10 protein-coding genes are annotated in these 17,575 nt (G+C 64.6%); all 10 read right to left on the minus strand.

Annotated features, from left to right (window positions below):
* Positions 1-9: 9 nt before the first annotated feature.
* On the minus strand, positions 10-420 hold the full coding sequence (locus ACR9Y6_RS09880) for a barstar family protein (protein WP_481281126.1): 411 nt from the start codon (positions 418-420) through the stop codon (positions 10-12).
* Complete coding sequence (locus ACR9Y6_RS09885) at positions 417-725, minus strand: hypothetical protein (RefSeq protein WP_481281127.1); 309 nt, start codon at positions 723-725, stop codon at positions 417-419. Before ACR9Y6_RS09885 ends, ACR9Y6_RS09880 begins: the two co-directional genes overlap by 4 nt.
* Entirely contained in the window at positions 722-5,371 is a 4,650-nt protein-coding gene (locus ACR9Y6_RS09890) for an RHS repeat-associated core domain-containing protein (RefSeq protein WP_481281128.1), read from the minus strand. The genes ACR9Y6_RS09885 and ACR9Y6_RS09890 overlap by 4 nt, the downstream gene beginning before the upstream one ends.
* Before the next feature lie 194 nt (positions 5,372-5,565).
* On the minus strand, positions 5,566-6,036 hold the full coding sequence (locus tag ACR9Y6_RS09895) for a chemotaxis protein CheW (RefSeq protein ID WP_448096859.1): 471 nt from the start codon (positions 6,034-6,036) through the stop codon (positions 5,566-5,568).
* Complete coding sequence (locus ACR9Y6_RS09900; protein ID WP_481281129.1) at positions 6,033-7,748, minus strand: chemotaxis protein CheB; 1,716 nt, start codon at positions 7,746-7,748, stop codon at positions 6,033-6,035. Before ACR9Y6_RS09900 ends, ACR9Y6_RS09895 begins: the two co-directional genes overlap by 4 nt.
* Complete coding sequence (locus ACR9Y6_RS09905) at positions 7,741-13,902, minus strand: Hpt domain-containing protein (protein ID WP_481281130.1); 6,162 nt, start codon at positions 13,900-13,902, stop codon at positions 7,741-7,743. The genes ACR9Y6_RS09900 and ACR9Y6_RS09905 overlap by 8 nt, the downstream gene beginning before the upstream one ends.
* Positions 13,903-13,906: 4 nt before the next feature.
* Complete coding sequence (locus ACR9Y6_RS09910; RefSeq protein WP_371022111.1) at positions 13,907-15,946, minus strand: methyl-accepting chemotaxis protein; 2,040 nt, start codon at positions 15,944-15,946, stop codon at positions 13,907-13,909.
* Positions 15,947-16,122: 176 nt separating this feature from the next.
* A complete protein-coding gene (locus tag ACR9Y6_RS09915) occupies positions 16,123-16,668 on the minus strand; it encodes a chemotaxis protein CheW (RefSeq protein ID WP_481281131.1) in 546 nt (181 codons plus the stop codon).
* A gap of 7 nt (positions 16,669-16,675) precedes the next feature.
* Positions 16,676-17,050: a response regulator gene (locus ACR9Y6_RS09920; protein WP_306851614.1), complete on the minus strand. Its 375-nt coding sequence runs from the start codon at positions 17,048-17,050 to the stop codon at positions 16,676-16,678.
* A 36-nt stretch (positions 17,051-17,086) separates the two neighbouring features.
* Positions 17,087-17,443, minus strand: a complete 357-nt coding sequence (gene pilG / locus ACR9Y6_RS09925) for a twitching motility response regulator PilG (RefSeq protein WP_371022263.1) — start codon at positions 17,441-17,443, stop codon at positions 17,087-17,089.
* Positions 17,444-17,575 lie beyond the last annotated feature (132 nt).

Below are 17,575 nucleotides of genomic sequence, written 5' to 3' on the forward strand. Positions count from 1 at the left end.
GTCATGCCACTAATTCATTCTGAAGAAGAGCTTGAATGGCGCGGACTGCGTTCGCCGAAAAAAGGACGCCGCGTGGAGCCAAGCATTAGTCAATCGCCCCATCTCAAGCGGGAACATTTTCCACGCCGATAGTGATTCATTGAGGACAAGTACGTACGAATGCGCGGGCAGCCAACTCATGTCCGACATAAAGTCGTATAGGGCATCAAGATTGGGGCCACGCGCATCCAAGTCTTCATTGAAGAACTCCGGAAAGCTCATAGCCAGTGAAATTGCTCGATAGACGTCATCGACGCATTTCACATCACGCAAAGTGGATTCGAGGACAATGCCACCGACCTCGGCGTCGACGAGTTGCGCCGCTCTTTCTGAAAAATGAGCGTCTGCTCCGTCCAGCGCAACGTGGAGTCTATAGTTCATGCCTCATCACTATCTTTGCTGAGCATCTTGGTGCGCAGGTCAATCAAAGTGACGGCAACGCGACGAGTGCGCGCTTCGTCTGCAGTCAAGCCCATGTAGGTGACCTCCGCCCACAGTAGGAAGTCGACGAGGTCGTCTAACTGACCGCCAGATATCAACAGATTGTAAATATCCGGCACATATCCGTCGTACTCGTCTTTCGCCTCATCAAAGCCTTGAACTCCAATCGGATCCCACTCCCTAAGAAGGATCTCTCGGATCGCTAACATTAGTGCACCCGTAAAGTGGCTCGGTCCAGTCGTCATGGCGTTCCTCTGATGACGGTTATTATGCGTCCGCTGTCCGAATTCACAACTACGCGCAAATTATTCACTGCATCGTAAAAACCCTTTGTTCCAGGCCTTGTTGTGTATTCGGCTCCTGTACGCAACACGTGGTCAACGACAGATGGAGGCACCCCTCTGTTTTGCATCTGATCGAGCGCATGACCGGAAAATTCTCTTCCGTTGATGCGTGCCGGACTGTTGCGTCGCGCCTGATATGCGGCGTTCTTGAGTTCATAGCCTGCGCGCCCCAGGAAACCAGTGCCTTCACGAGCCACCATAGAGCTACTCTTGACGGCTCTGACAACCCCCTTGCACCCTGCTGTATAGAGCGCCTTGGCTGGGATTATGTCAGTAACCGCCATGCCCGCATTGAACGCCGACGACAGGTACCGTCCCTCGGACCAGTCATTGACCGCCTGCCGGCCTGAGCCCCAAACCGGAATCAGGCTTTCGAAATTACCCGGGGCATCCGTGGCAGCGTAGCCGGTGGGGTCGAACAGGAGTAACGGATTGCCGTTAGCGTAGGCATAGGTGCTGATGCCGCCTTGCAGGCCCGACGGGTCGCTCTGCACGTAACGGCCCGTCTTCGGATCGTAGTCGCGCTGGTAGTTGTAATGGAGGCCGGTAGCCGCGTCATAGCGCTGGCCGGGAAAGCGCATGTCGAAGATGAAGGCCTTACCGTCCTTGTCCGGATCTTCGTTGGGCTTGTCGGCTCCGAACGGCTCGCCGAGGATCGACCACGTCCAGATGACCGTATTCGTGTCGCGATTGACCAGGACACGCGGCGTGCCGAGATGATCGGGCTGGATATCGTAAAGCTGGCCACCTTCGACCAGCGCGACCGGCCAGTCTTCAAGCCAGATGATCTGCCTCAGCGGCTTGCCGTCGGCTGCGTAGTCACCGAGCCAATGGCCGGCTTCATCGTAGAGCATGATGGTGCGCTCGCCGGCAACGAAGCGCTCTACGCGCTCACCCAGCGCGTTGTGACGGTAGTTCATCTCCACGATGCCGCGGACCTTGGCTTGCGACAGGCGACCTTCGGCGTCGTAAACGAGTTCACGATTGCCCAGCGAGAGCGTGTTGCCATCGGCGTCGTAGGTTCTCGCTTGCCCTCCTATCTGTATCAGGTGGTGGGTTCTGTCCTTATAGGTATAGTCATTTGATACGGCACGGGTTCTATTGCCGACGTTGTCATAGTAATAAGACAGAGAATCGACGCCCGATGCAAACGTTACTCGCCCCGCCGCATCGTAGTAGTACTTGTTCTGCCCAGCGGGTGTCGCCAACGTATCGACCCAGCCATGGTCTTCGTAGGTGAAATCGATGGCTATTCCTTGGACGTCCCCATCCTTGACCTGGGTGGTCCGTCCGTCGAGGTCGTACGTACGAGTTACGCTGCGCTTACCCGCCTGCCAACCGACGAGCCGTCCGTCGGATGTCCAGCGTACATCCTCAACGCTGTCGCGAGTTCGGCCCGGGATATCGAGGTCGATGCCTATTGCCTGCCCGGCGGCGTCGCGCCGATAGCTGGCAACCGTGCCATCGGGATACGTAACCGAACTCGCTCGCCCAGCCGGAGTGTGGCCGTAGCGCAACCGGAGCGATGTGCTCCCGGTCTGCTGGATCTTCTGGGTAACGCGGCCGAGAAAGTCGTGGCAGTAATCCGTGCTGCCGCTAGCGTCAACAATATGCGACAACTTCCCCTTTGCGACCCGCTCTTCCGCCGGACACGAAGGTGGCGCCACGTCGTACGCGTAGCTGTGTGTACTGCCATCGCCAAAGCGGATTGTCGTGGGACGTCCGAGGGCATCGTGCGTGGTTTCTCGCGTACGTTTTTCCGCCGTCGTCAACTCGGTCGTTTGGCCGGAAGCATTGTGGGCGAAGGTCGACTCGGCGGTGTCCGGACTACCCTGCCAAAGGCAATCTCCCAGCCCATTCTGCAGGTAACCGGTGGTAAGGCCCTTCGGATCAGTGACACTGCGCACGCCATCAATGCTGTCGTATGTCGTTCGAGTGATCGCTTTGCCAAATTGGAGGTCCGTAAGGATATGACGGCCGAGAAGGTCGTACTGTCGAACTTCGTTGTTGAGGACGAACTCCGCACGCGTCAATCGACCATCGTCATCATAGGTGTATCGCGTTCCCTTGCCGCGGGAGTCTTCCTCGAGCCACACCTGCCCTTGGTTGTTGAAGTAACGCTTTACCGTTCGTTCTATCGTCCCGGACGGATTCTTAAAATTTTCGACCTTCGGCAAACCCTGATTGTCGAGCGTCATCTCATGCCTGTTTCCCACCGCATCGACCGTGGCAATCAAGCGATGCGCGGCGTCGTATTCATAGGTGATCTTGACGTCGTCGGCATCGGTCTGCTCCTTCACTTGCCCATTCGCGTCATAGACAAGTCGCGTGGCGGCGTCCGCAGGCGAAGGTCTACCGTCCGCTCTGGCCCTCACGGTAACCGACGTTGGACGGCCGATACCATCGTAGGCACGATCGGTGTGGATACCGTTGGCATCCGTCTGCGCCAGTACACGGCCTGCCCCGTCGTAGGCCAGCGTGGTGGTGGCATGACCCAAGGCGTTGGTCACCGTGCGCAGGTCGCCCTTGCGCCAGGCACAGACACCCGGCGTGCTCGCGCAGGTGTCCGCATCGTGCGTGAAGTAGTCGAAGTGCGTGGTGTCGTCCACATCGTCTCGCGGCCCATCGGCGAACGTGAGGCGGCCAGCCGTGTCGTAGCCGTACCGACTGATCCGCACGCCGGGCCACGCAGGTGAGTCGGGATCGTTCGCGTCTGCCGTACCTCCTTCGTGCTCCTCGAGCAGGTTCCCCTTGGCGTCGTAGCTGTAGGTACTCCAGCGGCTCGGCTGATCGATTCGGACGGGCAAGCGCAAGGTCGGATGCCATTGCGTGATGGTTGTCCGCTCCAGCGGGGTGTCCTTGGCCTCGACCCGGCGGACCTCGAGCTGACGGACCGGGTCGTATTCGTACGACGTCGTCGTACCTGCGCCATTGATTCGTTCAGTGACCTGACCGGTCTCGTTGCGGATGAACTGGGTCTTGCCGCTGCCGATGTCATTACGATTCGTGATACGGATCGCACCTTGACTTGTCGCGTATCGAAGGGTCGTCGAGCGACCGGCCTTGCTGGATATCGTGGCACTGTCAGCTGAGGCCGGCACTGGAGTGACCTGAGTCCATTCAAGACCTTCGCCATGATCGGACCGAACCTCGCCGCGGTGATAGGTAAACGTGGCGAAACGCCTTCCGTCACCCCCGTCGATGCCTGTCAAGCGGTGGTCGAAACGGTCGGTCTTGTCGCTTTCATCGTAGTGATAGCGTGTCACATGCCCGTCGGGAAAGGTCGCGCTGATCAGATCGGCCTCTCTGCCTTTAGCGATTCCCTCTCCATACGCATAAATCACGACGGCGCCGTCAGGCAGGGTCACTCGCCGGATGCGTTCGTCATCGTCATAGTCGAAGACGAGTGTTCTCCCGTTCGCGTCGGTCACGACGGAAAGCAGGCCGTTCGCATAGTCGAGCCGGGTGGTGTTGCCATTGAGATCCGTACGCGTATCCATCCGGCCGTCGGCGTTGTAGTGTTCAACGCTGCCATCAGCCGCCGTATAAATCGCGTCGCTGTCTCGCACGACCAAGGTTCCGGCCTCGTCCGCGTCGGCTGCATATCCATCTCCCGTTTTGAGGAAGCGGATTTCCTTGCCGTCCTCGTGGACCATATGCAGAGCGGTCGTGTAAGCACCATTGTGATAGACACGCCGATGAAGAATCTGCCGGTCAAAACTGTGACGCCAATACGCGCCTAGATGCGCCAGCTCGGGCCGTCGGTCAAGTGAGAGAGGATAATGCGGCGAGTCTTTCGATACGCCACTGTTGTAGTACCGACGAAAGGTCAGTGCCGGCGCGCCGGCACTCTCGAAGTCGGTCACGATCTCGATCTTGCTTCGGGTCAGCGCGTTGATCGGATTGCCGGCCATCGGGCTGTCGTCCAATGGGCAGGTATTGGAGGTATTGCTTTCCGACTCCGGCAGGCCAAGTTGTTTTTCCGTGATCGGCATCGTCGGCGAGCGGCAGGTGGCCGGTGTTTCGCCCGACCGCCGAGCGCGATTTTCCAAGAATTCCGTTGGCCCCGTATTGAGCATCGCGCCTGAAGGACATGACTGCACAATCGCTATGTCGAACTTCGGCCGCACCGTTTCGGTCGGCTGGCCTTCACGAACGATGAGGACCGGGGCATCCAATACGCGGTAACTCGTAACGAGGTTCTCGCCAAAGATCTCCCGGCGGGTGATCTTGCCAGGGCCGCACGTAGGCCGTGGGTCACCCGGTTGCACGGTCAAGGCTTCGCAGTACAGGCGTATCGCCACGTCCAGCACGTGCAGTAGCTCGTCTTCCGTGACGTACTGATAGGGCTCGCCTGACGGGTCCACATATCGTGCCGGGACGGAGAACCCATCGTCGAAACCCGGAAAATCGGGCTCGACTGCAAGGGCGTTCGCCGTTGTCCATGGCGAGAGGATCGCCAGGACGAGGAGGAGACAAATTAGGTGGGAAAACTGCGCGCGCAATGTGATGCGCGCGACCGAAAGGGCCGCGATTTGCCGTGCCATGGGGCGCTTCCTGCAACGAGATGCAGGAAGGCTAGAGGTCGAGAGCTTGTGGAAAAATCAGACTAGTCTGAAAAAGTGGCCGGATTCGGTGTGAGTGAGAACCACGTCACACTCGATTTCTCAAGAAAGCCGCCGACCAGAAGCAGCACAAGTCGCGCAGGAGCTCGACCCTGCCCTCGCAGTGGCCGAACGACTCAGGCTTCCGCCAGCATTTCCGACAGGGTTTCTTCCAGCTGCTCCAGGTCCGGAATCACGGCCGTGTCGTCGCGCACCAGCACGCGGGCGCGTACGCCGAACGGCAGCTCATGCCCGTCGTGCGTGGGCAGCAGCAGTTCCGCGTTGAGCGTGGTCAGGCGCGGGAAACCGTGCGTGAGCACCGCGATGTAAGGCATGTCCGGGCGATGGCCGACGGCCTTGAGCACGGCCACGCGCGACGCCTGGGGCGGTGCATCGTCGGCAAGGCTCGCCACATGGTCGAAATTCACCAGCGGGATGCTCCAGCCACGCCACGCGATACGGCCGAGCAGCCATGCCGGCGCATCCGCGACCGGCTCCACGCCCGCGAGGGTGATCACTTCGGCCACCGCCGCGTTGGGCAACAGCAAGCGGACGCCACCGCTGGGAATCAGGACGCAGCGGATTTCGCGCGGTAACGGCTCGCTCATGGGAATTCCTCGATCAGTTTCTGCGCCAGCGCGTGCACATCGCCGGCATAGCCCGCCACGCGTTCTTCGCGAATGCCGGCGACCATGTGGCCCGCCTCGTCCTCCGGCGGCACGGTTTCGACCCATACGCGGCCACCGGCGTCGTATACCGCTTGCGCACCGGCGACGGCATCGTTGCCGCGCCCGGCGAAGACGATCGCCAGCGCATCGGCGCCGAAGCCACCGGCGATGGTGCTGAGGATGCCGTCGATCGAAGGCCCCGCCGCGTTGGCCGCGCTGCCATCTTCGCGTACGGTGACGCTACCGTCGCGGCGGATCTGCACGTGCGAACCGCGCGGCACGACGAGGCATTCGCCATGCGCGGTGTACGGACGAGCGCCGGCGACATGCGCGCGACCCAGGCGCGAAGCGAACGCCTGGGAATCGCCGTCGTGGTGCGCCACCACGAGCAAGACCCCGGGAAGGCGCTCGGGTAGCGCGGCAAGGAAGGCCGCGATCGAAGCTTCGCTTTCCTTCGCGCCGCCCAGCGCGATCACCCGGCGCACGGCGCGCGGCGCCGCCTCGAGGAACATTTCATGGGAGAACTGTCCGTCGGTGGACGGGGCCACCGCTTCTTCCATCGACACCAGTTCGAGGGTGAAGCCCGCTTCGATCCCATGCGAGCCGTCGTCGACGACATCCTGTGCAAGGTATTCGGCGGCGCTGATGGTTTCGATGCCGAAGTCGGCCGCCGCGACGCGTGCCACCGGCTCGGCCACGATGGTGTCGTGGTCGACGAGGTCCCACTCCGGCACCGGCGGCGGCACGTACTCGGTCGCGCGCCCTTCGATCTGCAAGGGCGCGGGCGTTTCCCCGACCGTCGCCGGCGACGCCTCGTCCATGGATTCGAGGCTGAAACGGCCGGCATCGAATCCGTTCTCGGGCGCGGGGACCGGGGCCGGTGTTTCCTCGATCACTTCGAAGCCGGACAGGTCGAGCGACGCCAGTTCGGTCAGCTCCACAGGCGTGGAAGGCAGGCTATCGAGACCATCGGACTCGTCGAGCGAGGCACCGTCGGTATCGGCGAGCAGCGCTTCGAGTTCCGCCGCGAGGTCGGCCGGATCGGCATCCATGTCTTCCGCGTCGGCATCGGACAAAGGCGTGGAGAAAGTCAGTTCGTCGGTGAATTCATCGGCGATGCCGGCCGCGTAGGGCGGGATGGCCGTAGCCACATCGGGCTCGGCCATCCGCGTTTCCGCATAGCCATGACTGCCGGTGATCGCCAGGTCGTCCACGAGCGGCTCGTCGAGCACGACCTCGACGGGCGCGGCGACGCCGGCCATGGCGGTTACGCGTGGCTCGATCTCGCGCGCATCTTCGGGGCGCGGCGGGTCCTGGGCCATTTCGCCGACGAGCTTGGCGGCGAGATGGCGTGCCCAGCGGGCGCGGTCCCAGCCTTCCAGCTTGCGGCTGACATCCGCGTCGTTGAAGACGAGGCGCGGATACCCGCCTTCCACCGTGTCGTAGAGACGATCCAGGTCGGCATCGCTGGGGTCGTCCAGATCGACGACCACGACGTTCGCCGATGATCCGACCAGTTCGGCGGGCGCGAACGAACCGAGGTCCGATTCGTAGACGATCCGTGCACCCTGCTCGACGAGCGCGTCGCGCAGGTGGGCGGATAGGCTCCCATCGTCGAACAACAACGCGACCCGCGACTCGCGATCAACCATGATGGGCTCCGAGCACGTCGTTGATCTGCACGATGAGGTCGTTCTCCTGGTATGGCTTGCCGATATAGCGATCCACGCCGATATCGAAGGCACGCTGGCGGTGCTTGTCGCCGGTACGCGACGTGATCATGATGATCGGCACCCCCGCGAGACGTTCGTCCGCCTTCATCTGCGTCGCCAGTTCATAACCGTCCATGCGCGGCATCTCGATGTCGAGCAGCATGAGGTCGGGCACGCGCTCGTTCAGTTTTTCGAGCGCGTCCACGCCATCCTTCGCCGTCATCACCTCGAACTCGTGGCGCTCGAGCACACGGCCGGTCACCTTGCGCATGGTGATCGAATCGTCGACCACCATCACCAGCGGCTTCACGCGTACTTCGTCCTGCGCGCGCGGTGCGTGCGGCACCAGGGCCTCGGCTTCGAACGCGCGGCGCGCCACGCCGTGGCGAACCAGCGGCGCGAGGTCGAGAATCATCAGCACCGAACCGTCGCCCATGATCGTCGCGCCGAGGATGCCCGGCACCGAACTCACCTGCGGGCCGACCGGCTTGACCACGATTTCGCGCGAACCGAGCACGGCATCGACACGGATCGCGGCGCGCAGGTCGCCCGACCGCGCGAGCAGGAGCGGAATGTCGCCTTCGTCCGGTGTCGAGACGACGTGCAGGCCGAGCAACTGCGGCAGGTCGTGGATGCCGTAGTCCTCACCCACGTATTCGAAGCTGGGCTGGTCGTCGGCCATGCGGTGGGCCAGTTCGTTCGGCGCCACGCGTGCCACGCCATGCACCGACGTCATCGGGATGGCGAAGTTGGTTTCGCCGATACGCACGATCAGGGCCTGGGTCACCGCGAGGGTGAACGGCAGGCGCATGACGAAGGTGGTGCCCATGCCCTTCTGCGACTCGATGCCGAGGGTACCGCCGAGCTGCTTGATCTCGTTGGCGACCACGTCCATGCCCACGCCGCGGCCGGCCACCTGGGTGACCTTCTCGGCCGTGGAGAAACCGGGAACCTGGGTGAGCTGGAAGATCTGGTCGTCGGATACACGGGCGTCCGGGCGCAGCAGGCCACGCTCGATCGCCTTGGCCCTGATCGCGTCGCGATCCATGCCGGCACCGTCGTCGGAAAGCCGCACCACCACTTCGGTGGCTTCGCGGGCCACCTGGATGCGTACCGTGCCTTCGGGGTTCTTGCCCGCGGCCTCGCGTGCCTCCGGCAGTTCGATGCCGTGCGCGACGGCATTGCGCAACATGTGCTCGAACGGCGCCTTGATGCGGTCGAGCATGTTGCGGTCCATTTCGCCGTTGGCACCCTCCACCACAAGCTGCGCGCGCTTGCCCACGTCCGAGGCGGCCTGGCGCAGCGTACGGCGCAGGTTCGGCACCATCGCGTCGAACGGCAACATGCGCGTCTGCATGAGGCCTTCCTGCAATTCCGCGTTCACCCGCTGCTGCTGGAGCAGGAGGTTCTCGGACTGGCGGGTCAACTCGTCGAGGATCGTCTGCAACGACACGAGGTCGGATACCGACTCGGCCAGTGCGCGCGAGTACTGCTGCAACTGCGAGAAGCGGTCGAGCTCGAGCGGATCGAAGGCCGCCACGCCCGTGTCGCGATGCTCCTGGTGATAACGCGCGATGATCTGCGCCTCGGTCTCGATCTCGAGCATGCGCAGCTGGCTTCGCAGTCGGCTGACCGTCTGCTCGTGCTCGGTGAGCGCCGAACGGAAGCTCGCCGTCTGCTGTTCCAGGCGCGAACGGTAGATCGAGACCTCGCCCGCGTGGTTGACCAGCGTGTCGAGCATGTCGGCTCGGACGCGGATCTGCTCCTGCGAGGCACGCTGGAGTTCCTCTTCCTCGAATTCGGGCAGGAGTTCGGGCAGATCGCGTTCGATCGCGTGCGTCGGCTCCGGCTCGTGGATCGGTTCGGGGAGTACCGGCGCGTATTCGACGATCGCGGCTTCGCGTTCCTCGCGGTACGTCTCGGCCGTGACGGTGTCGGGTGCGATCGGTGCGCCGGCAAGCCGTGCGAACGGTTCGATATCCGCGTCGGTCAAGGCGATCGGCTTGCCCAGGGCGATGCTCTGGATCATGCCATGCAGGCGGTCGAAGCCGGCCTCGGTCGCCTCGATGGCGGGACGGTCGCTCTCGCGCTGGCCACCGGCCACCGCGTCGAGCAGCGCTTCCATCGCGTGGGACAGGTCGCCGACCGCGGCCATGCCGGCCATGCGCGCACTGCCCTTCAAGGTATGCAGGTCACGTTGCAGCGCGGTCACGTGCTCGGCCTGTTCCGGCTCGGCACGCCACGACGCCAGCGCGGCATCGGCATGATCCAGGATCTCGCGCCCTTCCTCGATGAAAACCTCGAGCAAGTCGGGATCGATATCGGCATAAGGCGACAGCTCCGGCACCAGCGCCGCCACCGGCTCGTCGGCCGGCGTATGCACCGGCTCGGCCAGCGCCTCGTGCGACTGGTCCTCGATGACCACCGGCTCGAACACGCCCTCGGGCCCGGCGGTCTCGCTGGGCAACTCGACTTCGGCGGCAGGCTCGATGGGGAGCTCGGCTTCGGCAGGCGCGGTGGGAGCCGACCCTGTCGGCGATTCCTGCGGAGCGAGCAGTTCGTCCGCAACGAACCCCTCCTCCTCCGACACCGTCTCGTCGATCTCTTCCTCGACGACGATCGGTTCGACCAGCCCATCGTCCGTATGCAACACGTCGCCGTCATGCGTCATCGGCTGCGGCAGCGATGGCTCGGCCGACTCCTCGCCCACCAGCGCACGCCACGCGGCGTCTTCCTCGGCGTCGAAGGCCAGAATCGGCTTGACCTCGCCTTCCGGCTTGTCGATCTCGAAGTTTTCGAAGCTCTCCAGCGAAGCCAGCAGTTCGGCGGTGAAGTCGTCGCCACCACCGACCGGTTCGACCGGCGCCAGCTCGATCCCGGGAAGCTCGCCTTCTTCTTCCGCGATCTCGTCGGCGATCAACGCCTCGTCGAGCGACGGAACGGTCGTGGCTTCCGCCTGCTCCGGCAGATAGGCTTCCGCCGTTTCCGCGGACGCCTCGACGGAGCCCGCGTCGACGGGCGATTCATCTTCGGCGAGTTCGTCATCGAGCGGCAGCGGATCGGGCTCGTACAGGATGTGCGCGACCGTCGCTTCCGGTTGCTCGTCGCGCAGGGCGACGATGCGCGCGGCCAGCGATGCCACGTCCGGCACGCGCGGATCGGGCGCGTCGAACTGTTCCATCACGTGATCGACCAGGTCGGCGGTGTCGGTCAGCGCATCGACGCCTTCCTTGCTCAACGGCAGGCCCGTGGCGCGCACGCGCTTGACCAGGCCCTCCAGCGGCGCGAGCACCTGGATCAGCACGGGGATGTCGACCATGCCGATCGCACCGTGCAGCGTATGCACGGCCCGCAGCAGGGCGTCGTCCACATGAAGCTCGCCATCGCCGGCGCGGGCCAGGTTGGCGCGAATCACGTTGAGATACTGCGCCACTTCGGTACGCAGGATGTCCAGCAGGACCGAATCCACGGGCGGCAGCGGCGGCGCGACATAGGCGTGCTCGTCGCTGAACGCGGCCTCCACCGATGCAGCGCTGTCTTCCACCGGCGCCGGCACCTGGCCATAGGCGGCGAAACCCGCCGTGGGCACCGCGGCGATGGTGTCGCGCGGCACGCGGCGCTTGACCTTGCTGCGAACGCGGTGGATGGAACTGCGTGCGACGTCCTCGACGAAGGCGACGTCGCCCATGGCCAGGCGGTCCGCGGTTTCCATGATCGCCGCGATCGGCGCGCCTGGCGTGGCATCGCCCTCGAGCGCGGCCTTGAGTTGCGGCAATGCCTCGACGGCATGACGCACGAGCGCCTGCACGCCTTCATGCGGCCCGATCGAACCGTCGAGCACGCGGTTGAGCATGTTCTCGACCTTCCAGGCGAACTCGCCCAGCAGGCGTGCGCCGACGAGACGGCCCGAACCCTTCAGCGTATGGAACGAACGGCGGATGGGCACCAGCGCATCGCTGCGTTCGGGGTCGGTCAACCAGTGGCCCAGGCCGGCGCGGAGATTGGCGATTTCCTCATCGGTTTCTTCGAGGAAGATCTCGCGAATCTCGTCGTCGATGCCATCCACGGTGATCTGGAAGCCGGCGAACTCGGCCATGCCGTGACCGCCGACGTCCTGCTCGACCTCTTCCTCGATCTCGATCCAGTCTTCCTCGCCAACGGCCGCGGCAGGCACCGGCACGGCGCCGGCATCGCGGGACGCCGTGGCGATCTCTTCGTCGGTGGGCGGCTCGTCGACGAGATCGAAGCTGTCGGCGAAGCTGGATACCGTCTCGCCTGCATCGACGCTGGTCGACGGCACGGCGATATGCTCGATGGCCGCCGCCTCGATCTCTTCGAGCGCACCCTCGCCGAGCGCCTCGTTGCCCTCGCCGTCCACCGGCACCGGCCAGTAACCGAGTTCGGCCAGGCTTTGCTGGGTCACGTCGAGGATGTGTTCCAGTCCGCCACGGTGCTCGCGCGCGGCTTCGAGGTAGTACTCGAGCGCGGCCAGCGCATCGGCCAGGCGATCCATCTGGGTACCGTTCGGCACGCGGCGGTCGCCAAGCAACTCACGATGGATGAACAAGCCGATGCCGTCGGCCAGCTCGGCCGGACGCGCCGCGCCGAGCATGCGCATCGCACCGCCGATCTCGGCCATCAATTCGGGCGCGCCAGCGAGTTGTTCGTGGTCCCACGACGATTCGACGAACCCGACGATCGCGTCCTTCACCTTGGACGTATTCGCGGTGGCTTCACGCATGAGCGTGGCCAGGATGTGCCGCGCCTCGCTGCGCGGCAGCGGTGCCGGGCCGAGGTCGCTCGACGACGAGGGATGTTCGCCCTCCGCGCCCAGGCGTTCGATATGGTCGTCCAGCGACGCTTCGACATAGAGAAGCGCGCCGGCGACGTCGAGCAACGATTCCTCGTCCGGCGCGCGCGCTCCCGTGGCGATCTCGCCGAGGATGCGGCGCTGCTCACCCACGACACGGCGCGGCACGCCCAGCGCGAGCATGCCCAGCGTGTCGCCCACGCGATCGAGTACGTCGGTCTGCAAGCCCAATTGGGCCGGGTCGCCATCGGGACGGCGCAGGAACAGGTCGAGCGCTTCCTTCACCCGCAGCAGGTCGTCCTTGATCGCCGCCGACACGGTGTCGAGCAGGGCACGGTTGTGGCCGGACATCGAGCCACGGGCGTGTTCGAGCTCGGCGGCCTGCGGCAGCAGGCCATCGAGACGGTAGGTCTGGCGCAGTTCCTCGATACGCTCGCTGCCCGGCTTGGCCTGGGCGACGTAATACAGGAGCTTGCGCGCGAGTTCGTCGGAATCGCCGTTCTGCAGCGCTTCCTCGCCGCCGTCGACGAGCTCGCGAATGGAGCGGTCGACGCGACCGATGAGCTGGCGCACGTCTTTTTCGTGGGCGCGCAACACGCCGCGCTCCAGGCCCTCCAGCACGCCGGCGGCGATCCACCACAGGCGCCGCCCGGCGATCGTGTAGCAACGCGCGGCGAGGCTGTCGAGCGTCGCGCGCATGCCCAGCAATTGGCGTTCGTTGCCCTGCCCGCGGAACCAGGCCAGCAACTGCTGCTGGAACCTCACGCGCAGGTCGCCCAGTTCGGCGCGATGGGCCTCGGCCACGCCCGGATGGGCGGCGCCGGGCGCCGTCGCCGGAAGCATGGTGTCGAGGTTGGGCGTGAACAGGGCGGACTCGTGCAGCGACTGCTCGCCCCGGCTTTCGCGCAGGTCGTTGAGCAGCGGCAACAGCACGATGGGCACGTCGCGGTGACCGCTCTGCAAACGCTCCAGGTAATCGGGCATCTGCATCATGCCGCGCATCAGCGCGGCATAGGCGTCGTCGCGGTGGACGACGCGGTTGTCGATCAGCGCGGCGACCAGCTGCTCCATTTCGCCGACGACCATCGCGGCGCCATAGAGCTCGACCATACGCAACGTGCCGTGGACCTGGTGCAGGTCCGCCGCGCAGGTGTGCATGACATAGGCGTCGCGCGAGTCCTCGACGTAGGATTCGAGGGCCTGGCGTGCCTTGGACAAGGCGTCGTCGAGCTCGGCCTTGACCCAGTGCAGCGTGGTGAAATCGGTATGGTCTTGGAGTCTCACTGCATTAGCCCGGCAGCTTGAAGTTCGCGACGGACAGGCGCAGGTCGTTCGCGAGCTGGGCCAGGTTTCCGATGGACTCGGCGGTCTGGCTGGCACCCAGCGATGTCTGCGAGGTGATCTCCTGGATGACGTTCATCGTCGCCGAGGTGTCGGTGGCCGCCGCGGACTGCTGGCGGGCCGCCGCGGAGATGTTCTGAATCAGCGCCGAGAGGTCGTTCGACACGCGCTCGATGTCACCCAGCGCCGTGCCCGCGTCCTCGGCCAGTCGTGCGCCCGCGACCACCTCGGCGGTGGTCTGTTCCATCGAGCTCACCGCTTCGTTGGTATCGGACTGAATGGTCTGGACCAGGGTCTCGATTCGCTTGGTCGCGCTCGCCGAACGTTCGGCGAGGCGCTGCACTTCGTCCGCGACCACCGCGAAGCCGCGGCCCGCCTCGCCGGCCGATGCCGCCTGGATGGCCGCGTTCAGGGCGAGGATGTTGGTCTGCTCGGCGATGTCGTTGATGAGTTCCACGATCGAGCCGATTTCCTGCGACGACTCACCCAGGCGCTTGATGCGCTTGGACGTCTCCTGGATCTGGTCGCGAATGGAGTCCATGCCCTGGATGGTCTCGCGCACCACTTCCGCGCCGCGCGAGGCGATCTGCACCGAGCGCTGGGCCACGTCGGCCGATTCGGCCGAATCCTTCGACACCGTATCCATCGAGGTGGCGATCTGGTTGATCGCGGAGGTGGCCGAGGTGATCTGCTGCGCCTGTTGCTCCGCCGCGTCGGCGAGGTGCATGGCGGTGGCCTGGGTCTCCTGCGCCGCCGCGGAGACACGCACCGCGGTCTCGTTGATGGTGGTGACGAGGTTGCGCATCTCGTCGACGGCGGAGTTCATGGCGTCCGCGATGGCGCCCGTGATGTCCTCGGTGACGGTGGCCTTGATGGTCAGGTCGCCTTCGGCGAGCGTGCCCATCTCGTCCAGCAAGCGCATGATCGCGGTCTGGTTACGCTGGTTCAGGTCGGAAGTGGTCTCGAAGCGGCGGCGCTGGTCGCGCACCAGGTTGTAGACCAGCAGCAGGGCGAACAGCACGGCGCCGATGGCGCCGAGCAGGCCCCACCACACGTTCGGGAACAGGCGGGTCAGCGGCAGCTTGGCGATCTGCTCGGCCGATTCGTTGGCGCGGAGCAGCACCGTCTGGGAATCGAGGGAAGCCTGGTTGCCGGCGCGCTTCACGTCCTGCAGGTTCGGCGAGGCGGTGACCAGCTGGCCGACTGGATCGACCAGTTCCGTCCAGGAGGTCTGCATGCCTTCGAGGATCTTGCGCGCGTTGGCGTCGCTGATGGCACGCACGCCGCCGTCCGGATTGCCGTCGATGAGGCCCTTCAACACCGCGCCGTAGAGCTGCGCGTCGCGGGAAAGGCCATCCGCCGCCGACTGGGCACCGTCGCCACCCTGCAGGATCTCCTGCACGCGGCGGATCATGCGGTCGGCCATCAGCATCCAGCGCGCGATGGTGAAGGTCTGCTCCACCGAGGCGTTCTTCTGCTGGACGATGTTCAACACTTCGTCGGTGCGCGCGTTCAACAGCGGCATCTGCTTGGAGAACAGATCGGCGCGTTCGCCCGAGGACAGCACGAGGTCCTTGTTGGAAAGGATCTTGCCGATGTCCGCGTCGAGCTGGTGCCAGGCGTTGGCCAGCGCGCCGATCGCGCGACCGGCGGGCGCGGCGTTGGCGCTGGCGTCGGCATAGGCCGGCATGCCGGTCTTGTCGTCGCCCTTGACCAGGCGCTGCACGGCCGAATCGATCGTGTTTCGCGTGGCCGACAACTCACGGAACGAATCGCGATTGCCGTCCGACGCCTCCAGTGCGTACTTCGCGGTCTGCTGCGAAAGCACCTGCACCTGGGTTGTCAGCGCGATGGCCTCGCGGTCCTCGCCGTTCTTGTTGTTCAGCCACCAGAAGTCGACCGACGCCAAACCGATCGCCAGGAGAAGGAACACGATGACGATCGTGTACCCGCGTTCCCGGCCTGCGCCGCCTGCTGTCGTGCTCATATCCACCTCACCCAAACCTGGCAAAGCTAGCCACCGGCGCCTCGACGAGGCCGCCGGCAAGACGAAGCGGTCGCGCTGACCGCCCCTCCGTTCCCATCGCGAAGCCGGCCATGCCGTCTCCACCTATCCTGTCAGGGGCCAGCCACCCGGCCGTCCCCCTCCCCCAATGAGGCGCCTTACAACGCCGCCTGCCTGAAATCCGGCGCACGAACCAGCCGGCTCATGCTGAACAAGCCGAAGCTCTGCTCACCCAGTTGCACGTTCTCCGCGACGAAGCGCGCCAGCCGCGGATCGTGCTCTTCCTCGCCCGTGCCCCGCTGCGTCTCGTCCATCGTACGCTGGCCGAACACTTCATCCACCAGCAGACCCACCGTGCCGCCATGCTGGCGCACGAGCAGCAAGCGCGTGCGCTCCGACGACGGCGTGCGTTCATCGAACAGGAACCGGCCAAGATCGATCGCCGGCACCAGGTTGCCACGCACGTTGGCCACGCCCATCAGCCACGGCTGCGTACCGGGCACGTTGGTCAGCGGCGGCACGGCCAGCAATTCGTTGATTTCCTCGATGCCGCTGACGAAGGCGCGGCGGCCCACGCGAAAACCGATGCCTCGCCACAGGCCCAGGGTGTCCACGCGCTCGGGCGCGTCCGCCGAGTGGGCGAGACACGCCCTCTCGTAGCGGGCGAGGAGTTCGAAAGGCGTAAGGGAGGCGTTCTCGCTCATGGCGCCCTCAATGCGTCTTGTTCGGCAGGAGGCTGGCGATGGTCGAGAGCAGCTCCTTTTCGTTCACCGGCTTGGTGATGAACGCCTTGGCGCCCTGGCGCAGGCCCCACACCCTGTCGGTTTCCATGGACTTGGTCGTGATCATCACCACAGGCACGTCCGCCGTCGCCGGGTCCCGGCTCAGCGTACGGGTGGCCTGGAAACCGTTCATGCCCGGCATGATCACGTCCATGATCACCAGGTCGGGCTTGTTCGCACGGATGCGATCGAGGCCGGCCTCGGCGTTGTCGACGCTGGAAACGGAGAAACCCGCCTTCTCGAGCAGCGTGGTGAACACGCGGACGTCGGTGGGCGAGTCGTCGATGATGAGAATGTTTGCCACACGTCCCCCTGGACGTCGTCTAGCGGTGGTGTTCGGTCAGTTCGCCTTCGCGTACCGATGGATCGCGCCGAGTAGCTCGTCGCGGGTGAACGGCTTGGTGAGGTACTGCTCCGCGCCCACGATGCGGCCACGGGCCTTGTCGAACAGGCCGTCCTTGGAGGACAGCATGATCACCGGCGTGCCGCGGAACTGGGCGTTGTTCTTGATCAGTGCGCAGGTCTGGTAGCCATCCAGGCGCGGCATCATGATGTCGACGAAGATGATGTTCGGCTTCTGGTCGGAAATCTTGGCCAGGGCCTCGAAACCGTCGACCGCGGTGAGTACGTCGCAGCCTTCCTTCTTCAGCAGGGTCTCGGCCGTGCGTCGGATGGTTTTCGAATCGTCGATGACCATGACCCGCAACCCGGTCAGGTCGTTACCACGTCCGTTTTCGTTCACTGCGCCCCCGTGCCACGCAAAAAAACCGCAAATCCCGTCGCAGGATAGCCGGTTTCGTGCCGACTATTCCGTGCGCCAGGTCGATGT

Source organism: Luteibacter sp. TLI7-4A, assembly GCF_056754745.1.

Bases quoted from the DNA above. Each gene is read 5' to 3' on its own strand.
- ACR9Y6_RS09880 (WP_481281126.1), bottom strand. From the start codon at position 420: ATGAACTATAGACTCCACGTTGCGCTGGACGGAGCAGACGCTCATTTT.
- ACR9Y6_RS09885 (WP_481281127.1), bottom strand. From the start codon at position 725: ATGACGACTGGACCGAGCCACTTTACGGGTGCACTAATGTTAGCGATC.
- ACR9Y6_RS09890 (WP_481281128.1), bottom strand. From the start codon at position 5,371: ATGGCACGGCAAATCGCGGCCCTTTCGGTCGCGCGCATCACATTGCGC.
- ACR9Y6_RS09895 (WP_448096859.1), bottom strand. From the start codon at position 6,036: ATGAGCGAGCCGTTACCGCGCGAAATCCGCTGCGTCCTGATTCCCAGC.
- ACR9Y6_RS09900 (WP_481281129.1), bottom strand. From the start codon at position 7,748: ATGGTTGATCGCGAGTCGCGGGTCGCGTTGTTGTTCGACGATGGGAGC.
- ACR9Y6_RS09910 (WP_371022111.1), bottom strand. From the start codon at position 15,946: ATGAGCACGACAGCAGGCGGCGCAGGCCGGGAACGCGGGTACACGATC.
- ACR9Y6_RS09915 (WP_481281131.1), bottom strand. From the start codon at position 16,668: ATGAGCGAGAACGCCTCCCTTACGCCTTTCGAACTCCTCGCCCGCTAC.
- pilG (WP_371022263.1), bottom strand. From the start codon at position 17,443: ATGGTCATCGACGATTCGAAAACCATCCGACGCACGGCCGAGACCCTG.